The 20,751-nt window shown below is 67.6% G+C and carries 22 protein-coding genes and 1 tRNA gene; 17 read left to right on the top strand and 6 right to left on the bottom strand.

Annotated elements, in window-relative coordinates; translation table 11 throughout:
- Positions 1-5 precede the first annotated feature (5 nt).
- The 16 genes from CRO07_RS01040 to CRO07_RS00965 all read left to right on the top strand — a co-directional run bounded on the left by CRO07_RS01040 (position 6) and on the right by CRO07_RS00965 (position 13,975).
- Positions 6-977 (top strand): beta-ketoacyl-ACP synthase III, encoded by a 972-nt coding sequence (locus CRO07_RS01040; RefSeq protein WP_097028825.1) that lies wholly within the window; start codon positions 6-8, stop codon positions 975-977.
- 89 nt (positions 978-1,066) lie between these two features.
- On the top strand, positions 1,067-1,369 hold the full coding sequence (gene ihfA / locus CRO07_RS01035) for an integration host factor subunit alpha (RefSeq protein ID WP_097028824.1): 303 nt from the start codon (positions 1,067-1,069) through the stop codon (positions 1,367-1,369).
- Between the two features lie 13 nt (positions 1,370-1,382).
- Positions 1,383-2,294, top strand: coding sequence for a MerR family transcriptional regulator (locus CRO07_RS01030; protein ID WP_097029035.1), 912 nt, complete (start codon positions 1,383-1,385; stop codon positions 2,292-2,294).
- 61 nt (positions 2,295-2,355) lie between these two features.
- A tRNA-Pro gene (locus CRO07_RS01025) sits at positions 2,356-2,433 on the top strand.
- Positions 2,434-2,509: 76 nt separating this feature from the next.
- Positions 2,510-3,589: a 2'-deoxycytidine 5'-triphosphate deaminase gene (locus CRO07_RS01020; RefSeq protein ID WP_097028823.1), complete on the top strand. Its 1,080-nt coding sequence runs from the start codon at positions 2,510-2,512 to the stop codon at positions 3,587-3,589.
- Between the two features lie 92 nt (positions 3,590-3,681).
- Positions 3,682-4,182, top strand: a complete 501-nt coding sequence (locus CRO07_RS01015; protein ID WP_097028822.1) for a flavin reductase family protein — start codon at positions 3,682-3,684, stop codon at positions 4,180-4,182.
- 75 nt (positions 4,183-4,257) lie between these two features.
- Positions 4,258-4,605 (top strand): ArsR/SmtB family transcription factor, encoded by a 348-nt coding sequence (locus CRO07_RS01010; protein ID WP_097028821.1) that lies wholly within the window; start codon positions 4,258-4,260, stop codon positions 4,603-4,605.
- Between the two features lie 361 nt (positions 4,606-4,966).
- Positions 4,967-6,010 carry a substrate-binding domain-containing protein gene (locus tag CRO07_RS01005; RefSeq protein WP_097028820.1) on the top strand — a complete coding sequence of 348 codons (1,044 nt, stop codon included), beginning with the start codon at positions 4,967-4,969 and terminating at the stop codon, positions 6,008-6,010.
- 55 nt (positions 6,011-6,065) lie between these two features.
- Positions 6,066-7,508, top strand: coding sequence for a phosphate ABC transporter permease subunit PstC (pstC, locus tag CRO07_RS01000; RefSeq protein ID WP_097028819.1), 1,443 nt, complete (start codon positions 6,066-6,068; stop codon positions 7,506-7,508).
- Complete coding sequence (pstA, locus tag CRO07_RS00995) at positions 7,505-8,854, top strand: phosphate ABC transporter permease PstA (protein ID WP_097028818.1); 1,350 nt, start codon at positions 7,505-7,507, stop codon at positions 8,852-8,854. The genes pstC and pstA overlap by 4 nt, the downstream gene beginning before the upstream one ends.
- Positions 8,855-8,867: 13 nt before the next feature.
- On the top strand, positions 8,868-9,665 hold the full coding sequence (pstB, locus tag CRO07_RS00990) for a phosphate ABC transporter ATP-binding protein PstB (RefSeq protein WP_097028817.1): 798 nt from the start codon (positions 8,868-8,870) through the stop codon (positions 9,663-9,665).
- Positions 9,666-9,675: 10 nt separating this feature from the next.
- Entirely contained in the window at positions 9,676-10,398 is a 723-nt protein-coding gene (gene phoU / locus CRO07_RS00985) for a phosphate signaling complex protein PhoU (RefSeq protein WP_097028816.1), read from the top strand.
- Positions 10,398-11,090, top strand: coding sequence for a phosphate regulon transcriptional regulator PhoB (gene phoB / locus CRO07_RS00980; protein ID WP_097028815.1), 693 nt, complete (start codon positions 10,398-10,400; stop codon positions 11,088-11,090). The genes phoU and phoB overlap by 1 nt, the downstream gene beginning before the upstream one ends.
- A 271-nt stretch (positions 11,091-11,361) precedes the next feature.
- Complete coding sequence (locus tag CRO07_RS00975) at positions 11,362-12,165, top strand: ABC transporter permease (RefSeq protein WP_097028814.1); 804 nt, start codon at positions 11,362-11,364, stop codon at positions 12,163-12,165.
- Between the two features lie 35 nt (positions 12,166-12,200).
- Entirely contained in the window at positions 12,201-13,184 is a 984-nt protein-coding gene (locus tag CRO07_RS00970; protein ID WP_097028813.1) for an ABC transporter substrate-binding protein, read from the top strand.
- Positions 13,181-13,975: an ABC transporter ATP-binding protein gene (locus tag CRO07_RS00965; protein ID WP_235840900.1), complete on the top strand. Its 795-nt coding sequence runs from the start codon at positions 13,181-13,183 to the stop codon at positions 13,973-13,975. The genes CRO07_RS00970 and CRO07_RS00965 overlap by 4 nt, the downstream gene beginning before the upstream one ends.
- Before the next feature lie 131 nt (positions 13,976-14,106).
- Here the strand turns inward: CRO07_RS00965 and CRO07_RS00960 are convergent, their stop codons facing one another.
- From CRO07_RS00960 to CRO07_RS00935, 6 genes are all read right to left on the bottom strand, one after another.
- On the bottom strand, positions 14,107-14,475 hold the full coding sequence (locus CRO07_RS00960; RefSeq protein WP_097029034.1) for a hypothetical protein: 369 nt from the start codon (positions 14,473-14,475) through the stop codon (positions 14,107-14,109).
- A gap of 107 nt (positions 14,476-14,582) precedes the next feature.
- The gene (locus CRO07_RS00955; RefSeq protein ID WP_097028811.1) at positions 14,583-15,194 is read right to left on the bottom strand and encodes a hypothetical protein; all 612 of its coding nucleotides are present in this window, start codon (positions 15,192-15,194) and stop codon (positions 14,583-14,585) included.
- Positions 15,195-15,205: 11 nt separating this feature from the next.
- Entirely contained in the window at positions 15,206-16,636 is a 1,431-nt protein-coding gene (locus tag CRO07_RS00950) for an ATP-binding response regulator (RefSeq protein WP_097028810.1), read from the bottom strand.
- Positions 16,626-17,774 carry an FIST N-terminal domain-containing protein gene (locus CRO07_RS00945; protein WP_235840899.1) on the bottom strand — a complete coding sequence of 383 codons (1,149 nt, stop codon included), beginning with the start codon at positions 17,772-17,774 and terminating at the stop codon, positions 16,626-16,628. Before CRO07_RS00945 ends, CRO07_RS00950 begins: the two co-directional genes overlap by 11 nt.
- 24 nt (positions 17,775-17,798) lie before the next feature.
- Complete coding sequence (locus CRO07_RS00940) at positions 17,799-18,506, bottom strand: response regulator (protein ID WP_097028808.1); 708 nt, start codon at positions 18,504-18,506, stop codon at positions 17,799-17,801.
- Between the two features lie 168 nt (positions 18,507-18,674).
- On the bottom strand, positions 18,675-19,484 hold the full coding sequence (locus CRO07_RS00935) for a quinoprotein dehydrogenase-associated SoxYZ-like carrier (RefSeq protein ID WP_097028807.1): 810 nt from the start codon (positions 19,482-19,484) through the stop codon (positions 18,675-18,677).
- Positions 19,485-19,591: 107 nt separating this feature from the next.
- Between CRO07_RS00935 and CRO07_RS00930 the strand changes: the two genes are divergently transcribed.
- Complete coding sequence (locus CRO07_RS00930; protein ID WP_097028806.1) at positions 19,592-20,629, top strand: quinoprotein relay system zinc metallohydrolase 2; 1,038 nt, start codon at positions 19,592-19,594, stop codon at positions 20,627-20,629.
- The last annotated feature ends 122 nt before the right edge of the window (positions 20,630-20,751 follow it).

The following is a 20,751-nucleotide window of genomic DNA, read 5'->3' as shown; positions in this document are numbered from 1 at the left end:
CCTGAATGACAATACGCGCCGTGGTTAGGGGCGTCGGGCACTATCTGCCTGACCGTGTGGTGCCGAACTCGGAACTTGAGGCGACGGTCGAGACCACAGACGAGTGGATCCGCACCCGTTCCGGGATCGAACGGCGGCATTTCGCGGCCGAAGGTCAGACCACTTCGGATCTGGCAACCCGCGCGGCGCGGGCGGCGCTGGCGGATGCGGGGCTGGCACCCGACGACATCGACGCGATCATTCTGGCGACCTCGACCGCCGATCTGACCTTTCCTTCCGCAGCCACCATGGTGCAGGCCGCGCTGGGCATGACGCGGGGCTTTGCCTTCGACGTGCAGGCGGTCTGCGCCGGCTTCGTCTTCGCGCTGGCCAATGCGGATGCGCTGATCCGCTCGGGTCAGGCGCGTCGGGTGCTGGTGATCGGCGCCGAGACCTTCAGCCGCCTGATGGACTGGTCCGACCGGACGACCTGCGTGCTGTTTGGCGACGGCGCCGGCGCCGTGGTGCTGGAGGCCGCCGAAGGCGCGGGCACCAGTGCCGACCGCGGCATCCTTGCGACCGATCTGAACTCGGACGGGCGCTACCGCGACCTGCTGTATGTCGATGGCGGGGCCTCGACCGGAACCACCGGCCACCTGCGGATGCAGGGCAAGGAAGTGTTCCGCCATGCCGTGGAAAAGCTGGCCCAGACCGCCCATGCCGCGTTGGACAAGGCTGGGCTGACCTCTGCCGATGTTGACTGGATCGTGCCGCATCAGGCCAATCTGCGCATCATCACGGCCACGGCGCAGCGGATGCAGGTGCCGATGGATCGCGTCGTGCTGACGGTTCAGGATCACGGCAACACCTCGGCGGCCTCGATTCCGCTGGCTTTGTCGGTCGGAAAGGCGCGCGGACAGATCAAACCGGGCGATCTTGTGGTGACCGAAGCGATCGGCGGCGGGCTTGCCTGGGGCTCGGTGGTGCTGCGCTGGTAGTCGCGTATCAAAGGGCTGCCGCAAGCCGTTGATATTGACTCGGAATCCTTGTTACCCCATCCTGTGGCCGAAGCATGATGGGGGACGGGATGGGCGACAAGACCTTGACGCGCATGGACTTGAGCGAAGCGGTGTTCCGCGAGGTGGGTCTGTCGCGCAATGAATCCGCGCAACTGGTCGAGTCAGTGCTTCAGCACGTCTCGGATGCGCTTGCCTCGGGCGAGACGGTGAAGATCTCGTCCTTCGGCACCTTTACCGTGCGCGACAAATCGGCCCGGATCGGGCGCAATCCCAAGACCGGGGACGAAGTTCCGATTTCGCCGCGTCGCGTGCTGACCTTCCGCCCCTCGCATCTGATGAAGGAGCGTGTCGCCGCCGGCGGCAAGGGCTGATCGGGATATGCGGATGGAAAAATCGGCTGAGGCCTTCCGCACCATCAGCGAAGTTGCCGAGATTCTGGACACGCCCGCGCATGTCCTGCGCTTCTGGGAAAGCCGGTTCCCGCAGATCCGCCCGGTGAAACGGGCCGGCGGGCGGCGCTATTACCGCCCGGCCGATGTGGCGCTTTTGGCGGGCATCCGCCGGCTTCTGCATGACGAAGGCATGACCATCCGCGGCGTGCAGAAGATCCTGCGCGAACAAGGCGTGCGGCATGTGGCATCCCTGTCCGGCACCGACCCCGGGCCGGACCCCGACTCGTTTCCTGATCCGGGCGCCAATCCGGGCGAAGGGGATTTTCAGGCCGGGTTCACCTATGAAGAGGTGCCCGAACCGCCGCGCGGCGAAGTGGTGCCCTTCACCCGCGAGGCCCCGCGCCCGCCCGCCCCCGTGATGTTCGATCCGCCCGCAGCCCTGCGGCCGACGCACGCCTCGGCCAGCGCACCCGTAGCCACCGAACCGGCAGCCACCGAACCGGCAGACGGGGCAACACCCCCCCCGACGGATCTGCCCGCGGCATTGGCTGCCAGCGATCCCACGACACAGGTAAGCGGGCCTGCGACACAGGGGGCGGCCCCGATGCCGGCTGCCGCACAGGCGCGGATGGCGGCGCGTGACCCCACGGCCGAATCGTCGGGCGATCTTCCGCCCGCGGATATGCAAACAACCGACGATCACGAGACCCGGCCCGCCGGGCTCGAGTCGCCTTCGGTGCCCGAATCGTTCGATCTTGATCCCGTGATCTGGACCCCGGCCCTGCTGCGGGCGCTGCCGCACCGTTCGCTGGCCCACCGGCAGGAAGACCTTGTCGCGCTGCGCGAGTTGCTGCGCGATCTGCGTGACCGGCTGTCCGCCGCCGGCACCGAGCTTCGCGGATAGGCGATTTTCGTGCGCTTTCCCGCTTGCTCCTGCGGCGAATCTCGTTATGTATCCCGCCTGTCGGGCCGTGGCGCAGCCTGGTTAGCGCGTCCGTCTGGGGGGCGGAAGGTCGCGAGTTCGAATCTCGCCGGCCCGACCAACCGAAACCGCCCGCCTCTGTCAGAGGCGGGCGGTTCCGTTTTCAGGATCGCAACAGGCGACGGGGGACCGGCAGGATGACAGGCGTTCTGGCCGCACAGCGGATACGGTCGATGATCGCCGCCGGCGAAATCGCGGCAACGCCGGCCGTGCTGCCCGAACAGGTTCAGCCCGCCAGTCTGGATCTGCGTCTGGGCACCGTTGCCTATCGTGTCCGCGCCTCGTTCCTTGCCGGCGCCGGCCGCAGCGTGGCCGAACGGCTGGCCGAATTCGAGATGCACCGCATGGACCTGACCGCGGGCGCGGTGCTGGAAAAGGGCTGCGTCTATGTCATCCCGCTGATGGAGCGGGTTTCGCTGCCCGCAGGCGTTTCGGCGGTGGCCAATGCCAAAAGCTCGACCGGGCGGCTGGATCTGCTGACGCGCACCATTGCCGACGGCGGGACCGAGTTCGACCGCATCCGCGACGGCTATGACGGCCCGCTTTATGCAGAGGTCTGCCCGCGCAGTTTCTCGGTTCTGGTGCGTCCGGGGATGCGGCTGAACCAGATCCGTTTCCGCTCCGGTCAGGCCACGCTGTCGGATGCCGATCTGGCCGCCCTTCACGCGCGCGAACCGCTGGTGGATGGCGATCCGGTGATCTCGGGGGGGCTGGGATTTTCGGTCGATCTGCGGCCTGCATCGGGCGATCTGGTGGGCTATCGTGCGAAGCCTCATACCGGACTGATCGACCTTGACCGGATCGGCCACTATCCCGCCGCCGACTATTGGGAGGAGATCCGCGCCAGCGACGGCCGCATCATCCTTGACCCCGGCGCTTTCTATATCCTTGTCAGCCGCGAAGCGGTGACGATCCCGCCCGACCATGCCGCCGAGATGGCGCCCTATCTGGCGATGGTGGGTGAGTTCCGCGTGCATTACGCGGGCTTCTTCGATCCGGGCTTCGGCCATTCCACGGCCGGTGGCGCGGGCTCGCGCGGGGTGCTTGAGGTGCGCTGCCACGAGGCGCCCTTTGTGCTGGAACATGGCCAGATCGTCGGCCGGCTGGTCTACGAGCGGATGGACGAACGTCCCGACCGGCTTTACGGCGCGGGGATCGCCTCGAACTATCAGGGGCAGGGGCTGAAACTGGCCAAACATTTCCGGATGAATGGCTGACGGGGGCCTGCGCGCCTTGGGCCGCATTGCCCCGGCGCCGGGATCGTGACAGGTGCGGACGCGCCGCTGCGACCTGCGAAAAGGAGACCGACATGCCCGATGAGGCCGCCTTCGCCCCCGATGCCGATTCCCGCGCCTTCCGCGAGGCGCTGGGCCGCTTTGCCACCGGCGTCACCGTGGTCACGGTGCTGACCGACGATGGCCCGGCCGGGATGACGGCCAACAGTTTCGCCTCGGTCTCGCTTGACCCGCCGCTGGTGCTGTGGTCGCCGGCGCGATCGTCCAGCCGGTTCGACTGGTTCGCGGGGGCAGCCCATTTCACCATCCATGTGCTGGATGCCGATCAGCAGGATCTGGCGGCCCGCTTCACCCGTGGCGGGGCGGGGTTCGACGGGCTGGCCTACCGAGCAAACCCCGAAGGGGTGCCGCTTCTGCCCACGCCGCTTGCCCGGTTCGACTGTAGCCGCCATGCGATCCATGACGGCGGCGACCATGCCATCGTGGTGGGCCGTGTGCTGCGCGCCACGATGCGGCAGGGCGATCCGCTGCTGTTCGCGCAGGGCCGCTTCGGACGGTTCCAGCCAGCGCCCTGAGCAGGCCGCATGCGACATCTCGCCACGGACCGGCCGGCATGCTAGATCTGCGCGGATAGAGGAGCCGCCCGAAGAATGTCTCTCGATCTGCCCGACACCGACAAACCGGCGCCGCCGACGGCTGCCGTCCCGCCTGAGCGCATGCTCACACAGGCCCGCGCTGCGGCCGGGTTCCTGAAGGCGCTGTCGCACGAAGGGCGGCTGATGATCCTGTGCCATCTGTCCAACGGCGAACGCTCGGTCACCGAACTTGAGACGCTGCTGGACAGCCGGCAGGCCGCCGTCAGCCAACAGCTTGCCCGGCTGCGGCAAGAGGGGCTGGTGACCGCCCGCCGCGACGGCAAGATGATCTGGTATTCAATCGCCGATCCCAAGGTGGGGCGCGCGGTGGCGATGCTTTACGACATGTTCTGCCGCGGCTGACCGAGGTTTCCGCAGCCTCGTTGCCGGGCCGGGACGCCGCCCTGCCATGCGGTGGCAATACTGCGCATAAGCCCCCGTGACACGCGGCCCCCTGCCCCATGCGCGGGCGATGTCGCGCAAATTCCCCTTGCACGCCGGCGCGCTGGCCCCGCCCAACGGGCGCGTCTTTGCGGCACGCGGGCAGCCTTCCGCGGGGCAGAACCGGCCCTGCACCTTGCCCCCCTTTCCGGCCAGTGAATTCTGCACGGACGGGCGCCTTGTTACAAAACCGTCACTCAACTGCAATAAACCCGTCTCGCAACGGGTCTAGTGACGGCACCGAGGTCGCCCGCTGCGGCCGCCAATCGACAAGGAGTATCCCATGTCCCTTCTGAAGCTTTCGGTCTCGTCGCTGGCCATCGTCGCCACGTCGGCCGGCATCGCCGCCGCGCGCGACAACATCCAGACGGCCGGCTCGTCGACCGTGCTGCCCTATGCCACCATCGTGGCCGAAGCCTTCGGCGAGAACTTCGACTTCCCGACCCCGGTGGTCGAATCGGGTGGCTCGGGGGCCGGGCGCAAGAAGCTGTGCGAAGGCGTGGGCGAAAACACCATCGACATCGCCAACTCGTCCTCGCGGATCAAGCAGTCGGATATCGACCTGTGCGCCGCCAATGGCGTGACCGACATCCTGGAAGTCCGCATCGGCTATGACGGGATCGTGTTCGCCTCGGACATCGCCGGCCCCGACTATGCCTTCACCCCGGCCGACTGGTTCAAGGCGCTGGCCGCGCAGGTGGTGGTGGATGGCCAGATCGTGGCCAACCCGAACAAGTCGTGGGCGCAGGTGAACCCGGCCCTGAAAGACAAGCCGATCCTGGCCTTCATCCCCGGCACCAAGCACGGCACCCGTGAAGTGTTCGACGAAAAGGTGATCCTTGCCGGCTGCGAGGAAACCGGCGCCATGGCGGCCTTTGCCGCGGCCAATGGCGGCGATGAGGACAAGGCCGAAGAGATGTGCATGGCGCTGCGCACCGACGGCCTGTCGGTCGACATCGACGGCGACTACACCGAAACGCTGTCGCGCATCGCGGCCAACGGCGATGCCATCGGCGTGTTCGGCCTGTCGTTCTACCAGAACAACACCGACAAGCTGAAGGTCGCCACCATGTCGGGCGTGGTGCCTTCGGTCGAAACCATCGCCTCGGGCGACTATCCGGTGTCGCGGCCGCTGTATTTCTACGTCAAGATGGCGCATCTCGACGTGATCCCGGGCCTTCAGGACTATGTCGAGTTCTTCGTCTCGGACGAGATGGCCGGCCCCGATGGCCCGCTGGCGTCCTATGGCCTTGTGTCCGACCCGGAACTGGCCAAGACGCAAGCCATGGTGGCGAACCGCGTGGCCATGGGCCCGCTGAGCAACTGACCCCTTCGGGCGGCGCGGACCCCTTCGCGCCGCCCCCATCCCAACCGGACCTTTCATGAGCATCGGCATCCTCGTCCTCGCCGTCCTGATCCTTGCCGCCGCGGGCTTCGTGCTTGGGCGGCAGCGTGCGCTTGCCACGGCGGGCGGCGACCCGCGGCGGCTTCATTCGCTTCCCGGCCATTACGGCCAGTTCACCGCAATCCTTGCGGCGGTGCCGGCGCTTGTGCTGCTGGCCATCTGGCTGCTGGCGCAGCCGCTGGCGATCGAAAGCCGAATCGCGCCGATGCTGACGGCCGACAGCCCGGCAGACCGCTCGCTGGCGATGGCCGATGTTCGGCGCATCTCGATCGGGCTTGACCTGCTGGCCGTGTCGGACCGGCTGTCCGAAGATGCGGTGGCGTCGCTGTCATCCGAGACGCTGGCGCCACGGTTGCGGCAGGTGGGCACCGCCGTGACCCAGGTCACCCCCGAGGCGCTTTCCGCGGCCAAGGCCCACCGGACGATGCGCCACACGCTTCAGATCTGGATGACGGCGGCGGTCGGCCTGACCGCGGCGACATGCTTTGTGTTCGCGCTGCTGCGCATCCGGCCCGATTTCCGCGCCCGCAACGTGTCCGAGCGGTTCGTGATGTGGCTGCTGATCGCGGCCTCGCTGGTCGCGGTGGCGACAACGGCGGGCATCGTGCTGTCGCTGGTGTCCGAGACGCTGCATTTCTTCCGCATCTACCCCGCGCGCGAGTTCTTTCTTAGCCTGACGTGGAACCCGCAGTTCCGTGGCGGCTCGGATCTGGGCATCTGGCCGCTGCTGTGGGGGACGGTCTACATCTCGATCATCGCGCTGATCGTGGCGGTGCCGATCGGGCTTCTGACCGCGGTCTATCTGTCGGAATACGCGTCACGGCGCACCCGCGGCTGGGCCAAGCCCGCCATCGAGATCCTTGCCGGTATCCCGACCATCGTCTACGGCCTGTTCGCGCTGATTACCGTGGGTCCGGCGCTGCGTGACTGGTTTGCCCAGCCGCTGGGTCTGGGGGCCAGTTCCTCGTCGGTGATGACCGCAGGTCTTGTGATGGGGATCATGCTGATCCCGTTCGTCTCGTCGCTGTCTGACGACATCATCAACGCAGTGCCGCAATCGCTGCGCGACGGATCTTACGGGCTGGGCGCCACGCAATCCGAAACGGTGAAGCTGGTGATCCTGCCTGCCGCCCTGCCCGGCATCGTGGGCGCGGTGCTGCTGGCCGCCAGTCGCGCCATTGGCGAGACGATGATCGTGGTTCTTGGCGCGGGCGCCGCGGCAAAGCTGTCGCTGAACCCGTTCGAGGCGATGACAACGGTGACGGTCAAGATCGTCAGCCAGTTGACCGGCGACACCGAATTCGCCTCGCCCGAGACGCTGGTGGCCTTTGCCCTTGGCCTGACGCTTTTCGTGATGACCCTCGTGCTGAACGTCCTCGCGCTGTACATCGTGCGCAAATACCGGGAACAATACGAATGACCGACGCCGCCGCCCCCGCTTCTCCGGCGATCCGCGACGGCTCGCTGTTTGCGCCCGACGCCCACACCCGCCGCCGCAACGCAGCCGAGCGCCGGTTCCGCGCCTATGGCATAACCGCTGTCGCACTGTCGATCCTTGCGCTGATCGTGCTGCTGGTTTCGGTGCTGGGCAACGGCGCCGGCGCGTTCCGGCAGACCTTCATCCAGATCCCGGTGACGATCGATGCAAAGATCGTCGACCCGAAGGGCAACCGCGCCCTCGACGAGATGAAAAAGGTCACCACCATCGGCTACGGCAAGCAGCTTGAGGCGTCGATGCTGGCCGCCGTCGCCGCAGCGGGCGTCGCCACCGACGGCCTGTCGCGCAAGGACATCGCGGGCCTGCTGTCGAAAGAGGCCGCCGCCGGCCTGCGCGGCATGGTGCTGGAAAATCCTGACCTGATCGGCCGCACCATCACCTTCCGCGCGCTGGCCAACGGTCGCATCGACGGCTATTTCAAGGGCCGCGTCTCGATGGACAGCGCCAAGCTGGACAGCAACATCTCGCCCGCGCAACTGGTGCTGGCCGAACGGCTGCGCGACGCGGGCCTTGTGACCGTGGCCTTCAACCCGCAGTTCCTGCTGGGGGCAGACGCGTCCGAAGTCCGCCCCGAGGCCGCGGGCCTTGGCGTGGCGATCCTCGGCTCGGCCTATATGATGATCATCGTGCTGGTTCTGGCGCTGCCCTTGGGCGTTGCCGCGTCGATCTATCTGGAGGAATTCGCACCAAAGAACCGCTGGACCGACCTGATCGAGGTGAACATCGCCAACCTCGCCGCCGTGCCCTCGATCGTCTACGGCATCCTCGGCCTTGCGATCTTCATCAACACGCTTGGGTTGCCGCAATCGGCACCCATCGTCGGCGGCCTGATCCTGACGCTGATGACGCTGCCCACCATCATCATTGCGACGCGGGTCAGCCTTGCCGCCGTTCCGCCCTCGATACGCGATGCGGCGCTGGGGGTGGGGGCTTCGCGGATGCAGGCGGTGTTCCACCATGTCCTGCCGCTGGCCCTGCCCGGCATCCTGACCGGCACCATCATCGGCATGGCCCGCGCATTGGGCGAGACGGCGCCCCTGCTCCTGATCGGCATGGTGGCCTTTGTGCGAGAGTTTCCGGCCGCACCGCCGGAAGGCTTCTTCAGTCCCGCCTCGGCGCTGCCAGTGCAGGTCTACAACTTCACCCAGCGCGCCGACCCCGCCTTCGTGGAACGCGCCTCGGGTGCGATCATCGTGCTGCTTGTGTTCCTGATCTGCATGAACGCAGCCGCCATCATCCTCCGCCGCCGCTTTGAACGGCGCTGGTAAGGGAACCGTTGACATGGACGATATCCGATTTGCCGAACGCGACCTGTGCGTGACCGAAGCCAAGATCGCCGCCCGCGATGTTCAGGTGCATTACGGCACCAACCACGCCCTGAAGGACGTGAACGTTGACATTCTGGAACAGACCGTCACCGCCTTCATCGGCCCCTCGGGCTGCGGGAAATCCACCTTCCTGCGCTGCCTGAACCGGATGAACGACACTATCCCCGGCTGCCGGATCGAGGGGCGGCTGACACTCGACGGACAGGACATCTACGATCCGCGCGTCGATCCGGTGCAATTGCGCGCCAAGGTCGGCATGGTGTTCCAGAAGCCGAACCCGTTTCCGAAATCGATCTATGACAACGTGGCCTATGGGCCCCGCATCCATGGCCTGACCCGCAACAAGGCCGAACTGGACGAGATCGTGGAAAAGTCGCTGCGCCGCGCGGCCCTTTGGGAAGAGGCGAAAGACCGCCTCGCCTCGCCGGGCACCGGCCTTTCGGGCGGCCAGCAGCAACGGCTGTGCATCGCCCGCGCCATCGCCACCTCACCCGAGGTGTTGCTGATGGACGAACCCTGCTCGGCGCTTGACCCGATCGCAACGGCCCAGATCGAGGAACTGATCGACGAATTGCGGGCCCAGTTCTCGGTGGTGATCGTGACCCATTCGATGCAGCAGGCCGCCCGCGTCAGCCAGCGCACCGCCTTCTTCCACCTCGGCCGCCTTGTGGAATACGGCGAGACCGGCCAGATCTTCACCAACCCGCACGACCCGCGCACCGAAAGCTACATTTCCGGCCGGATCGGCTGAGGAGGACCGCATGATCACCGACCCCCACATCTCCAGCGCCTTCGACCGCGACCTCGAAGCGGTGCAGGCGCTTATCATGAAGATGGGCGGCATGGTCGAGGCCGCCATCCTCGATGCGGCCCAGGCATTGGAAACCCGCGACGAGGAACTGGCCGAACAGGTCCGCCGCGGCGATGCCGCCATCGACGCGCTGGAAGAGCGCATCCATGCCGAGGCCGCCCGCCTGATCGCGCTGCGCTCGCCCACGGCGACAGACCTGCGCACGGTGCTGACGGTGATGAAGATCGCCGCCGCGCTGGAACGCTGCGGCGATTATGCCAAGAACCTCGCCAAACGCTCGCTGGCGCTGGGACAGATGCCGACCGTGGGCGACTCGGCCGGATCGATCCGGCGGATGGCCAAGACGGTGGAACTGCTGCTGAAAGACGCGCTCGACAGTTACATCCAGCGCGATGCCCACCTTGCCGCCGAAGTCCGCCAGCGCGACCGCGAAGTGGACCAGATGTATAACGCCCTCTTCCGCGAGTTCCTGACCCATATGATGGAAGATCCGCGCAACATCACCGCCTGCATGCATCTGCATTTCATCGCCAAGAACATCGAACGCATGGGCGACCATTCCACCGCCATCGCCGAACAGGTGATCTATCTGGTGACCGGCGCCCTGCCGGGCGATCCGCGCCCGAAAGAGGATCTGGCGACCGGCCCGCTATCGGCCAAGGGGGGCCGCTGATGTCGCCCGCGGATCAGCCGGTCGTGCTGCTGGTCGAGGATGAACCCGCCCAACGCGAGGTGCTGTCCTACAATCTCGAGGCCGAAGGCTTCCGCGTCGTGCAGGCCGGCAATGGCGAAGAGGCGCTGATGCTGGTCGACGAGACCGGCCCCGACGTGATCGTTCTGGACTGGATGCTGCCCTCGGTCTCGGGCATCGAGGTCTGCCGCCAGCTCAAGACCCGCCCGGCCACCCGCAAGGTGCCGATCATCATGCTCTCGGCCCGATCCGAGGAAGTCGACCGCGTCCGCGGCCTCGAAACCGGCGCCGACGATTATGTGGTCAAACCCTATTCCGTCATCGAACTGATGGCGCGCGTGCGCAGCCAGCTGCGCCGCGCCCGCCCCTCCAGCGTCGGCGTGGCGCTCGAATTCGAGGATATCCGCCTCGACCCCGAAACCCACAAGGTCCACCGCGGCCCACACCTGCTGAAACTCGGCCCGACCGAATTCCGCCTGCTGTCCACCTTCATGGACAAACCCGGCCGGGTCTGGAGTCGCGAACAACTCCTCGACCGCGTCTGGGGCCGCGACATCTATGTCGACAGCCGCACCGTCGACGTCCATGTCGGCCGCCTGCGCAAGGCGCTCTGCGCCCACGGCGGCGAAGACCCGGTCCGCACCGTGCGCGGCGCAGGCTACGCGCTCGGCTGACCCCTGCCACCACCTCATCCCCGCCCCCACCTCGTCGCCGCCCCCAGCCGCCCCCCTCCTTCCCACCCGTCGTGGGCCGTCCCGCGGTGCCGCCCCCCCAACGCAACCCCCCACCCCAAAGCCCCCCGTCCCCTTCATTCTGGCCCAAATATCCCGGGGGTCCGGGGGCAGCGCCCCCGGCGCCAACACCCAAACCTCCCCCTAAAGTTGGATTGCCGCCCGGCCGCGATGCTGCAACCTTCGGCAGACACCACCCAGCGAAGGGGACAACTTGGCCAGATCCGACACAGCGCCCGGCCGCGGCCGGCGCCCGCCAGGGGGTGCCGCTACCCTGACCGTCCTGCGTCTGGGGTTCCTTGCGCTTCTGATCCTGCTCTGGTGGCTCGCCTCGGCCAATGTGCCGCGGGGGATCATCCCCTCGCCCGCGGCAACCACCATGGCAGCGGCCCAGCTCTGGTCCGAGGGCCGCCTGCAAACCGCACTCGGCCAAAGCCTCGCGGTCTATGGCACCGGGCTTCTGGCCGCGATCGCCGTGGGCATCCCGCTGGGCGCGCTGATGGGGGCAGTCCGCATCTTCGGGCGCACTGTCGATCTTTTCGTCTTTGCCCTCGCCGCCACGCCGCGGGTGGCCTTCATTCCGCTGATCATCCTTCTGCTCGGTCTGGGGATCGAGGCGAAGGCGGTGATCGTGTTTCTTGGCGCGGTGATGCCCATCATCCTCAACACCTATGCCGGCGTTCTTGCCCGCGACGCCGACCTGATCGAGATGGCACGCTCCACCGGCGCCTCGCCCGTGCGGATAGCGATTCACATCGTCCTGCCGGGCGCTCTGCCCTTCCTTGTGGTGGGGCTGCGGCTGGGCGCCACCATCGGGCTGATCAACACGGTGGTGGCCGAACTTTATACCGCCGTCACCGGCCTCGGCGGACTTCTGGCGCTTTATGGCAACACCTTCCGCATGGCGGAATATTTCGTCATCGTTCTGGCGCTGGCCATGATCGGCGTGATCGTGACCGAGGGCCTTCGCCTGATCGAGGCCCGGCTGTCGCGCTGGCAGACCGCCGAAAGACCTTGACCCGTTCCTGTCCGTAACCCGTAACCGGAGGCTCCATGACCAGACTTCTCGCCCTTGCCCTGTCACTTGGCCTGGCACTGCCCGCCACGGCCGAGCCGTTCCGCCTGATCGTCAGCGATCTCGAAACCCCGTTGGTGCCGAATTCGGTGATGGATCTGGCGCTGGCCAACGGCTATTTCGACCGCGCCGGGGTCGAGGTCGAACTGGTGCGCGTTCAGCAGACGCCGATGGCGATGGCCGCACTTCAGGCCGGCGAGGGCGAGATGGCCAATGTCTCGACCGATGCGCTGTTGCAGATGGTGGCGCGGGGCACGGACGATCTGCGCGCGGTCATGTCGCCCAACAAGGCCCTGCCCTATCTGATCGCCAGCCGGCCCGACATCACCGAACCCGCCCAGCTTGAAGGGCGCAGTTTCGGCATCGGTCGGCTGGGCAGCCTTGACCATTCGCTCAGCACCAAGGTGTTGACAACCAAGGGTGTCGACACCGAAAAGCTGTCGCTTGTGCCACTGGGCCAGCCCGCGGTGCGGGCGCAGGCGCTGCTGGCCGGGCAGATCGATGCCACCACCATGTCGGTGGGCGTCTGGACCGCGATGCCTGACCGCGACAGCGTCAACATCCTGATCGGCATGGACGATTACTTTGCCGCCGCCCCCGTCACCACCAAGGTCAATATCGTCACCACCAAGGTGCTGGAAACCCGCCGGCCCGAGGTCGAGGCGGTGATCGAGGCGCTGGTTCTGGCCGCCCGCGACTTCCAGACCCCCGCGACCTGGGTCGAGCGGATGGCCCTCGCCCGCCCCGATGTCGCCCGCGCCGATCTGGAAACCCTGGCCGAAGCCTATCGTCAAAGCTGGAGTGTGAACGGCGGGCTCGACCGCGCGGAACTGGAAGGGACGGTCGAATGGATGTATGGCACCGAGGATTTTCAGGGCCTTCGCCCGGTCAGCCTGACGGAATGGACCGATTTCGGCCCGTTGGAGGCCGTTCTGAACAAGATCGGCCCGGCCGAGGGGTGATCCCGGCCCATGTCCTTCTCAGTGGCGTCTCGCGCGGGTTCGGCACCGCGAAAGCGCCGACACTTGCGCTGTCGCAGGTCTCGCTTGCGGTCGCACGGGGCGAGGTCGTTGTGCTTCTGGGGCCATCGGGCTGCGGCAAGACCACGCTTTTGCGGCTGGTGGCCGGGCTGATCCGGCCCGATGCCGGCGGCGTCACGGTGGACGGCCAGCCGCCGCAGCCCGGCGATGGCACGGCGATGGTGTTCCAGTCGTTCCGGCTGATCCCGTGGAAAACCGCGCGCGACAATGTGGCCTTCGCGCTGCCCCGACTGGGCCGGGCCGAAGCGCGGGAACGGGCCGAGCACTACCTGTCGCTGGTCGGTCTTTCACGCTTCGCGAAAAGCTGGCCGGCGCAGCTTTCGGGCGGGATGCGCCAACGGCTTGCCCTGGCCCGCGCGCTGGCGGCAGAGCCCACCCTTCTGCTGATGGACGAACCCTTCGCCAGCCTTGACGCCCAGTCGCGCGAACTGATGCAGATCGAGTTGATGCGCCTGATGGCGGCCCGCCCGGCAACGGTGCTGTTCGTCACCCATTCGGTGGATGAGGCGCTGATCCTGGCCGACAGGATCGTGCTGATGTCGCCCCGGCCGGGGCGGATTGCAGAGGAAATCGCTGTGCCCTTCCCCCGCCCGCGCTGGAATCACGACACCCGCGCCCTGCCCGATTACGCCCTGCTACGCCGGCACCTGTGGGAAAGACTGCGCGACATGGTGCTGAACGACCCGGCATCCGACTTTCACGGCCGGGGCTGACGCAGGGCAGCGGGCAGCCAACGGGCACCCGGAGGGTGGCCGGACCCAGGCGATACGGTCAGGTTCGAGACGTGGGACGCAGGCAATGGGCTGCCGGCGTCTTGCGCGTCCTGCACAGGGCGCGCGAAGGATCAGAAACAGACCATCTCGGCCTCGGCCTGCGCGCGGCGCAGCTCTGCCACCTGCGCATCGGTCGCGGGCACGCGGAACAGCGCCGCGCGTTCGCCCACCGCCAGCCGCATCGACAGCACGGTTTCGGCGCTGACATAGGCCTCATAGGGCAGGATCGAGGCGATCACATCGATGGAACAGGCGCAGCGCCGCATCGTCTCGCGGTCCTGGCCGTTGGCGGCCAGGCAGCCGAAGATGTAGTCGGCCCGCGCCAGCGTCGGATAGTCGTTCCACTGTTGCCCCGACCCGACAGCGGGTGCGGCCGCAACCGCGCCCGCATCCGGCCCCGCCGCTGTGACCGACGCGGCGCCGGGCGCGACCTCTGCCATCAGCACGGCCGGCGCCAGCGCCAGCAGGCCGGAGACAAGTGCAGCCGCCCCCCGGCGCCCCCTGCGCCGGACTGACGCCCGCGCGCTTGACATGCCTGCCGCCGCCATCACCGCGACTCCAGCGTCAGGGTTTCGCGGTAGCTGCCGCCCGCCGCGGTGGTATCGGCCGACAGCGCACGCAGCGGCACCGGCTGACCCGGATCGACGGTGATCCGCAGCACCATATCGGCAAAAGCGCCCATCTGTTCGCGCCGGGGATCGGCGGCGAAGGGGCGCAGTTCGGCCGTCACCGGACCTTCGGCGCGCTCCAGCCCCGCGGCGCCCAGCGCCTCGCGCAGGCGGTTGCGGATGTAGAACGGGCTGCCCTGCGTGATCAGCGCCATGCTGCGAACGGTGTTTTCCAGAAACCACAGCAGCACCGGATCGCCCCCCGTGGCCGGAAAATCGGCCACCGGCAGATCCTTGCCATCCACCCGATGCGTCAGACCAAGCTGGGTTCCCGCCGGGGCGTCATGCGGGCTGACCACCAGTTCGCCGCCGGTAACCAGGCGCAGACCCGCAATTTCGGGGCCGCTGCGCGCATGGCTGTAACGTGTCTGATCCGTGGTTTCCGCGAAGGCGCCGGGGCGAAAGATCACATCCGCCAACTGGCCCGCCGCCACCGGCCCCGCCCCGACGACAACCGCCACCGCCACCAGCCATCCCCTGACAAATCCCATTCCCGTTCCCCCTATTCCGCGGCGGCCGCCCCGCGCCGCCGCCCCTCCAACAAAGCCGAGACCGTCTCGCGCAGGTCGGCCTCGGTCACGGGCTTTTGCAGCAGCGCGGCGCCCAGACGGGCAGCCTGCGCGCCAAGCCCCGCATCGGTTTCGGCCGTGACCAGCAACGCCGGCACCCGCCGTCCCAACCGGCGCCGAAGCGCCGCCACCGCCTGAATCCCGGTCTCGCCGCCATCAAGCCGATAGTCGGACACGATCACCTCGGGCGACAGGCCCGCCAGTGCCGCCAGCGCCGTCGCGGTGCCATCGGCGGTTGCCACCTCCATCTCCCATCGGCGCAGCAGCAGCGCATAGGCATCGCGCATCGCGGCATCGTTCTCGACCACCAGCGCGCGGCGGCCCCGCAAGGGCGCGGGTGCGGGAACGGCTGCAACCTCGGCCAGCGGCGCGGGCGCGGGTGGGCTGCCGGCGATGCGCTGCACCGCGCCGGTGGTGGCCGCCGTGGCCGGCGCAGGCTGAAGCGCCCCCGGCGCATCAAGCGCCCGCGGCAGACGGACCCGGAACACCGAGCCGCGGCCGGGCGCACCGCGCAGGTCGACCTCGTGGCCCAGCCGCAGGCAGGCCCGGCGCACGATCGACAGGCCAAGCCCGGTGCCGGCCTCGTCGCCATCGGGCGCAAGGCGTTCAAATTCGTTGAAGATCCGCTCGCGGTCCTCGGGGGGGATGCCGGGGCCGGTGTCATGCACCTCGAGCCAGACATCCGCGCCTTCGCGTCGCGCGCCCACCACCACCCGCCCCGCACGGGTATATTTGATCGCATTCGAGACCAGATTCTGCGCGATCCGGCGCAGGAACACCGGGTTCGACATCACCGTGGCCGACGAGATCACAAAGCGCAGATCCAGCCCCTTCGCCTCGGCCGCGCCCTGAAAATCCACCGACAACCGCCGGAACAACCGACCAAGCGAGACGCGCTCGCAGCTGACGTCCAGCCGAACGGAATCAAGGCGCGAGATTTCCAGAAGCGCCCGGATCAGTTCCTCGGTCGAATCGAAGGCATGACCGATCCGGCCCACCAGATCGGCCTGAAGCGGATCGGTGGCGATTTCGGCCAGATGCGACAGGAACAGCTTGGCCGCGCTTAACGGCTGCAAGAGGTCATGGCTGGCCGCACGCAGAAAGCGCGACTTGGAGCGGTTGGCCTCGTCGGCGGTTTCGCGCGCCTCGGCCAGTTCGCGGTTTACCGCCCCAAGATGCGCCAGCGCCTGTTCCAGATCGCGATTGCGCGCCAGCAGTTCCTGTTCCAGCACCGCGGCGGTCTGGAACAGCATCCAGTGCGACCCGCGCGAGGCATCGGCACGGTCCAGCCGGTCGATCAGCGCGGCATTGATCCGCTTCAGCTTTTCGATCTGACGCTCGGGGCTGTCTTCGTCACGCAGCATGGTCGGGCCTCATCAGGGCAAGGCCCACGAAGGTCTGGTTCACATGCACCCCGCCATGCTGCTCGCCATAGGTGTTGAAGCCCGCGATGCGCCAATCTGCAAAGATGCGGGCCACCGCCGGCTCCAACCCCGCCTGTTCCAGCGCCAGACGGCGCAGGATGCAATCGAAGGCAAGGATCAGCACCGGGCGGCGGCCCAGCGCCTGAAGCCGGGCCTCGAACCCGTGGGTCAGATCGTCGGCGCGACCCAGTGCCAGCAAAACGCCGGTCTCGATCGAGGACATCAGCGTCAACCCGCCCTCGGGGGTCACCTCGCGGATGGCGCGGACGTGATACTGGCCGCCCATCCGCACCAGCAGCGGGTTTTCGGCAAAGCTGCGCGGGTTCAGCGCCTGCACCGGCAGGCCGATCAGGCGGGCATATTCCTCGGCCGCGGGTTCGGCGTTGATCTCAAGGATCAGCCGTTCCTCGGGCACCGCCGCGGTCACCACCATCCGCTCGCCCGAGGGCGAAAAATGGTCGAACACCACCTGTTCCAGCGCAAAATCCGTCTCGACCACGGCGAAGATCGCGCTGTCGGGATGGCTGTCACGGTCCAGCACAAGACAGGTTTCGGCAAAGCGCAGCCCGTCGCCAGCCGAGCCGCCAAGGACGGGCAGACGATGCGCCACCGCATCCACGGTGGCCGCGACCAGTTCCTCTTGCCGGCTCAGCCCGTCGATCAGCAGCAGGCCAAATCGGTGGCGGTGCGGCTGGCCTTCGAACCGCGTCAGAAGGGCGCGCAGATCGGCCATCCAGTCCGATACCGCAAGGCCGGAAAGCGGTTTCAGCCAGATCGCTTCGGTGCGGAAATGCGATGCGGGCAGGCCCACCGCAACCACCCGGCCGGTGCCATAGCCATCGCAGGCGAACTCGCCGGCCGAGGAACAGCCGATAACGGTGGCACCGCCCAGCCCCGCGTGCAAACCGGCCGCAAGGCCCGGCAGATCCGTCGCGGGCGAGGCAAACAGCAACACCGCCGCCGGCGCCGCGGGGCCAAGCCCCGCCAGCAGCCGCGCCACAAGATCGGGCGCATCGCCCGGTTCGGACAGCACAACCGGCAGACCGGACCCAAGGTCCGGCACGGCGCAGTCGGCCAACAGCCCTTCCGCCACCCGTTCCCCCTAGCGCGCGAAGATCCGGGCCTTGCTGGCCAACAGTGCGGCCTGCGTGCGATTCCTGACGTTGATCTTCGACATGATGGCGGCGATATGGGTCTTGACCGTCGCCTCGGCGATGGAAAGTTCATAGGAAATCAGCTTGTTGGGCCGGCCCTGACAGATCAGCCGCAAAATGTTCATCTGCTGCGGCGTCAGCGTGGCGAAACTGCGCGCCAGATCGCGGACATCGGCGCCATCCTCGGCCGCGCCATCGGCATCGTATTCGCGCGGCGTCACCTGCTCGCCTGCCCACATCCGTTCGAACGCATCGACCATCTGCGGCCGCGGCAGACTTTTCGAGACATACCCCAGCGCACCGGCGGCCATCACCGCCGTCACCATATCCGAATCCACCTCGGCCGAGATCACCGTCAGCGGCACGTTGCGCGCAAGTTTTCGCAACGCCATCACGCCTTCGATGCCGCACACGTCGGGCAGGTTCAGATCCAGCACGATCGCATCCGGCAAAGGCCCCTCGCGCAGGGATTTCTCGGCGGCGGCAAGACTTGCGGCGCTGCGCACCCGTTTCAGCCCGAAGGCGTGGGTCAGCGTCATCGCCAGCGCATCACACATCAGCGGATGATCGTCGACGATCAGCACATCGCTGACGCGACGGCCCGCCACACGCTGGGCGCCGGCGCAGCCAAGGCTCCAGCTTGGAACATGTCCCATGGTCTTCCTCCCGTTTCCGCGCGGGCTTCCTCCTCCCGGCGCGGCTGCTGTTCTGTCGGGGCGATCCTGTGCGCCGCCCCTTTTATTCGCACATCCGCGGCACAAATCCCGGCCCGAGCCGATCAACGCGCAGTGCCTGCCGCGGGTTCCCGCTGAAAGTGACTTTTTTCAACCTGCGGATATCGCGAAGGATCCGCCAAACTCGACGCCTTCGGTATCCACGGCCCGGACACGGATTTCCCCCGCGCCGCTGTCACGATAGCGGAAAGTGAACACCGGATCTTCTGAAATCGAAATGCCGCCGGACATGGTGAACAAAAGCTCGTCCCCCTGCCGGACCTCGAGCAGATGAATGAACCGCGCGGGGATGGTCATCAGCGTGACCTGATCGCGCTGAAGCCCGGAATAGTTCGGATGACGGATCATCAGCTTGGCCGTGCGGCGCAGACCATCGGGGGTCTGTTCCGCGGCAAGGGGCTGAACGCGCATCTCGCCCAGATGGGCCAGCGCCGCTTCGGCATCCTTGCCGGCGGGGGCGGCGCAACCGCCGGTGGCGCGGACGAAGCGGCCCGCCATCAGCCAGTCGCCGCCATTGGCCGCCTTCGCCACCGCGCGGACGTTGGAATAGGCGTTCACCCGCACCCGAACCTCAAGATCCAGCGGATGCATCGCCGGCCCCAGCGTGAAGGTGGCAGCAACCGGCGCCGGGTTTTCGTCGATCATCAGCGTGATCTCGGACAGGGGGGCACCATCGGCGGGTTGCGTCAGCCGGACCGGCACCAGTGCCGGATCATGGGCCCGGAACGGCGCATCCAGCATCAGCGCGCCGGGGGTCTCGGCAATCGCATCGGTGCCGAACACATCCAGACGCAGACTTTGCCACGCCTCGCCGGGTTCCATCGGCGAGGGCTTCTCATCGGCCCAAAGCGGACCTGCGGCAAGGGTTGCACAAATGACAAATGGCCGGACGATCTGCATGGCGATCTCCTGTGCGGAATGGCCTGCATGAAACCATGCGCGGACCGCGCCGCCTATCAGACTTTCGGTGGAGTGCGCGAACCGGCGGAAAGGCGCTAATCAGGGCCATGCTGCATCTTGTGCTGACCCTGTGCCTTGCGGCCGAACCCGGCACCTGTGCCGACCGGCTGCTGCCCACGCCGCTGACACCGGCTGCCTGCACGGCCGAGGCCGGGGCGCGGGCCGCGGCATGGCTGGCCGATCATCCGGGGCTGACCCTGCACGGCCACCGCTGCGCGCCGCTGGCCGATCTGCCCGCGCTGACGCTGACAAGGGTCGCGCCGGGCCTGTTCGTCCATCACGGCATCGCCGCCCTGCCCGATCAGAAGAACCTTGGCCGCATCGCCAATCTGGGTGTGGCCATCGGACAGGACGCCATCGCGGTGATCGACGCCGGCGCCAGCCGGGCCGAGGCCGAGGCGCTCTATGCCGCGATCCGCGCCCGAAGCGACCTGCCGATCCGGGCGCTGATCCTGACCCACATGCACCCCGACCACAGCTTCGGCGCCGATCTGTTCCGCGAGGCGGGGGCCGAGATCCTTGGCGCGCCGAAACTGGCGGCGGGAATCGAGGCGCGGGCCGAAGCCTGGATGGACAGCTATCCCGCGCAGGTCGGTCATGGCGCGCTGATCGGCACAAGGATCGCCCTGCCCGACCGCGGCGTGGCGATCGGAACGCTGGATCTGGGCGGGCTGGTGCTGGACCTGACAGCCGAGCCAACCGCCCATACCGACAACGACCTGACGGTGTTTCATGCCGCATCCGGCACGCTGTTCACCGGCGATCTGGTGTTCAACGATCTGCTGCCGACGCTGGACGGATCGGTGACGGGCTGGCTGGACTGGCTGGACCACCCCCGGCCCGAGCTGCGCCAGATCGTGCCCGGCCATGGCCCGGCGCCGCTGCCATGGCCCGAGGGGGCCAAGCCGACACGGACCTATCTGACACGACTGGCCGACGACATCCGCACAGCCATCGCCGCAGGCCGACCCATGAGCGAGGCGATCCGGCACACCCACCCCGAGGACGCCGCCCGCTGGCAGGGCTATGCCATCAGCCACCCGCGCAATGCCTCGGCCGCCTATGCCGAACTGGAGTGGGAATAGGCCGCAGCCGGACGGTGGCCTGAACCGCCGATGCATGACCGGCCACCGCTGACCCGCAGGCGGGGCCACCGGGTCGAAGCTGTTTCATCAGCCGCCAGATCCCCGGAGTCCGGCCCGGCGGC

It is taken from the genome of Cereibacter ovatus, assembly GCF_900207575.1.
Taxonomy (GTDB): domain Bacteria; phylum Pseudomonadota; class Alphaproteobacteria; order Rhodobacterales; family Rhodobacteraceae; genus Cereibacter_A; species Cereibacter_A ovatus.
The sequence above is the reverse complement of the archived record's forward strand: the minus strand, read 5'-3'. Positions and strand labels throughout refer to the sequence as shown.